3 protein-coding genes are annotated in these 3,609 nt (G+C 31.6%); all 3 read left to right on the top strand.

Translation table 11 applies throughout. From position 1 onward, the window contains the following. On the top strand, positions 1–827 hold an 827-nt coding region (locus E1171_RS04965), incomplete at its 5' end, for a DUF5694 domain-containing protein (protein WP_222931397.1). Positions 828–1,022: 195 nt separating this feature from the next. Then, the gene (locus E1171_RS04960; RefSeq protein WP_155204683.1) at positions 1,023–2,390 is read left to right on the top strand and encodes a S41 family peptidase; all 1,368 of its coding nucleotides are present in this window, start codon (positions 1,023–1,025) and stop codon (positions 2,388–2,390) included. An 878-nt stretch (positions 2,391–3,268) separates the two neighbouring features. Further along, positions 3,269–3,609: hypothetical protein (locus E1171_RS04955; protein ID WP_155204681.1), on the top strand; the 341-nt coding region annotated here is incomplete at its 3' end.

The following is a 3,609-nucleotide window of genomic DNA, read 5'->3' as shown; positions in this document are numbered from 1 at the left end:
TAGTCCTGTTAATTGTCTCTTGTAAAAAGGACAATCCCAACGAATTGATAGAAATAAATTCATCAAACCTGAAAGAGATAAATGAAAATTCGAATAAAATCCATATTCTGAACTTTGGTACTTTTCATATGGGATTCACCACCGATGCCAGTACAACAGAATTTGATGAACACGATAAAGAAAACCAAAAAAGGGTCCACGATATAGCAGAAAAATTATCGTCATTTAGACCAACAGTTATTTTAGTAGAAAGGGTACCAGAATATAATGAACAGCTTCAAAAAGAATATAAGAAGTATATTGAAAACCCTAATATGTTTTTCAAAAACCCTTCTGAAATTGAACTTCTTGCATATGAATTAGGTAGATTAAGCGGAACCAAAAGAATCTATGGAATTGACCACAAGATGGGTTACAACTATATGATTGGAGATGAAATCGAAAATTTAATAGACTCTATTTGGCACGATGAATATTATGAGGACCCTTTAAAATATTACCCAGAAGTAAATATCAATGAGGATAGTTTAAATCTATTAGAAAAATTAAAACTGAACAATCATGATAGATATTTGGACTTTCTCATAACGATTAATGCTGATATGTTGACCCATGCAGGAACAGAAAAAGGGTTTGAAGGAGCAGATGAAGCTGCTAGATATTATCAAAGAAACCTGAGAATGTATTCAAATTTAAATAGAGTTAATCTTAATGAAAATGATAGGGTATTTATATTGATGGGAGCAAGTCATACAGCATTTTTCAGAGATTTTATAAGTAGAAGTCCAAAATATGAAATGGAGAATACATTTGATTATTTAAAATAAAACTTACTTCCACCAGATTTATCCCATTATGCTCCCTATATGGTTGATCTATGCATATTCTGGTTTTTTCTAACATGTTTCTACATCAAAGAAACCGATTTAATTAGCTAATCAATATATTCTTCAAAGGGATTAATTTTAAAAATTTAAGGTTAATCAGTATTGATGATAACATTTTAACCATTTCTTAAACCAATGAAAAAAGGAAAAAAAATAAGATGGATTGTTGGGGTATTTGCTCTTGCATTGCTCCTCACCTATTTTACCCAGAAGACTATTTCTAATTCAAGATATATTGCTCATTTCGATCTTCCAAAAAACAGGAATGAGGCTTGGCAACAAGATTTATCACATTTTCAAAACAACTATTTCAGTTTATGTAAAAGCTTTCCTAAAGATTCGATATTCAAGGCAAATCAAATTATTGATTCATTAAAAAGAAATATCGATGGATTAAGTGATAATCAAATTAAGCTTTTAATTTCCAAATGTGTTAGTATGGCCGACGATGGGCATACTTCAGTGTATTTGGGGAAATTTAGGAATATCCCTTTAAAATTCTATCTTTTCGACGATGGGCTTTACGTGGTTAAAGCGAAGTCTGGTTATGAACAGTTTTTAGGATCTCGAGTAAACAAAATAGGAGACAGAAAAATAGAAGAAATTATTGAGGATGTAGATGCTTTTATGCCTGGAAATGAATCCTGGATAAAATATAAAAGCTCCCATTTTTTAGGAAGTCCGGATTTTCTGGAAGGTATTGGATTGGCTAAAGATATCGATGCTATTAAATACGAATTTGTAAATGGAAAAGACACCCTCATTACCCACTTTAGCCCTGAAAAAAAATACGACACTTTTGATGAATATGAATCCTGGCGTAATTTGACCCCCTCAAATAAAATTTATGCGGATACAGTAAATAGTTGGTTACATGTACTCACCAAACAAACACCCGTATATTTATCAAATCCTAATATTCCTGGATTTACTACTCCAATAGAATCATTGAAAGCCTTATATATTCAAATCAATATGTCTACGGAAATCCCGAACTTATTAGAAGAAGTGAAAAGCTCCGTTGAGGATAATAACGTGCAAAATCTGATAGTAGATTTACGTTTTAATACAGGAGGCAATTATTTAAAACAAGCGGAATTTTCAAAAGAAATTCCAAAATTAGTTAAGGGAAAAATCTTTATAGTTACAGGTAATGCTACCTTTTCTGCTGGTATTTGTACTGCTGCCAGGTTAAAATATTTTGCTAAAGAACAAGCCGTTGTTATTGGACAGGAAATTGGAGATGGATTAACATTTTGGGCTGAGGGAAAGAGTTTCTATTTGCCAAATTCTAAATTACCAATTAGGGTAACTACAGGATTTCATGACTGGGAATCAAACAAGTATGTTCCATTTAAGACACATTGGCTCAATATTTTCTATGGAGTTCCAGTTACAGATTTAAAGCCGGATATTTTTGTGAGCAATTATTATGATGACTACATAAAGGGTACGGATAAAATTTTAGAGGAAATAAAACAACATTTGCATAACAAGGGCTAAACCTCCATTTCCAGTGCCTTTCAGTCTCGGCTAAAAGCCGAGCTGTTGATTTCTATTAAGCTAGTAGAAGAAGAGAAAACAGGCATCTTTATAAACCTAATGGTCAACTAGCCAACTGTATTTTTCTCTTTACTAAAAATCCTGCCTCTTTTCCAAGGCAGGATTTTTTTTCACTTTCTTTCCTCCCCATCCTTTTGACATCCCACGCTGGTCTTAATTGGCTATCATCCTAACCCTACCTGCATATCATTTTAGTCTTAACCTAATAGGATTAGAAGCATTTTCTCCATAAGATGAAGGGCTCATTTACAGAAAGTGGTCCAGGCAATTTAAAAAACCGAAGAGCCCTTATTTGAAAAGGATCATAAGGGGATTTGCAACTACAACAAAAAAGGGATTTAATCAGGATGCATTTACCCTGACCGTCAGTTCATTATGAACAATTAATTTTCTTAAATAGAGGGAGAGGGTGGATTGGCTACCTGGATATTCCGATAGAGAGGGAGATTTCTTACACAATAGGGCAACTAGGGTTCTTTTATCATTAATCAAATTATAAATATTTCATTTTTCCATTACAAATAACCTAAAATTAAATAAAACAATTTTTCACTAATTAAATTATTAATCATTTGGTATATTGTAATTGTATTAAAATAAACTTAACTTGGCATATTTGGCAAACAATGGTACGAATTAAAAGTAATTGCCCATAAATACAAGTTGGAAATGGGCGTGAAGAAGAAATTTATTCCTACTTCAATGGAGAATATATTAATATCTAAATTGATCATAAGTCATAAAAGTCATAGTAACGCTTTTTACCCAAAATCCAAAACAATGACTCTATAACAAGTCTTTAACCAAAATAAAAAGATATGAATCTAAAATACACTTTAGGATTAGCTTTATTTTTAACAATTTCATTTGCAAAAGCTCAAGAAATACCCGAGGAGAAAAGAGCATTCTTTTCTAAAATGCTGTATGCCACCAATAAGCCTATTCTACAAAAAGAAAATTATATTTATAAAGAAGAAGATTTTATTGAAAGCGATTTTTTTAATGAAACCAACTCTACCGAAGAGATCAATAGATGTGCAAAAATTATACTTGAAACTGGGAAACTGGAAATAAAAGAAATGTATGGAGACAATTATTTAATTTTCAATTCAGAATTATCTGAAAAATTTAAAGGTCAAATTACTGACCAATTAGACAT

The sequence above is a fragment of the Xanthovirga aplysinae genome, from assembly GCF_009711365.1.
Classification (GTDB): Bacteria; Bacteroidota; Bacteroidia; order Cytophagales; family Cyclobacteriaceae; genus Xanthovirga; species Xanthovirga aplysinae.
This window is presented reverse-complemented; position numbering and strand designations above follow the sequence as displayed.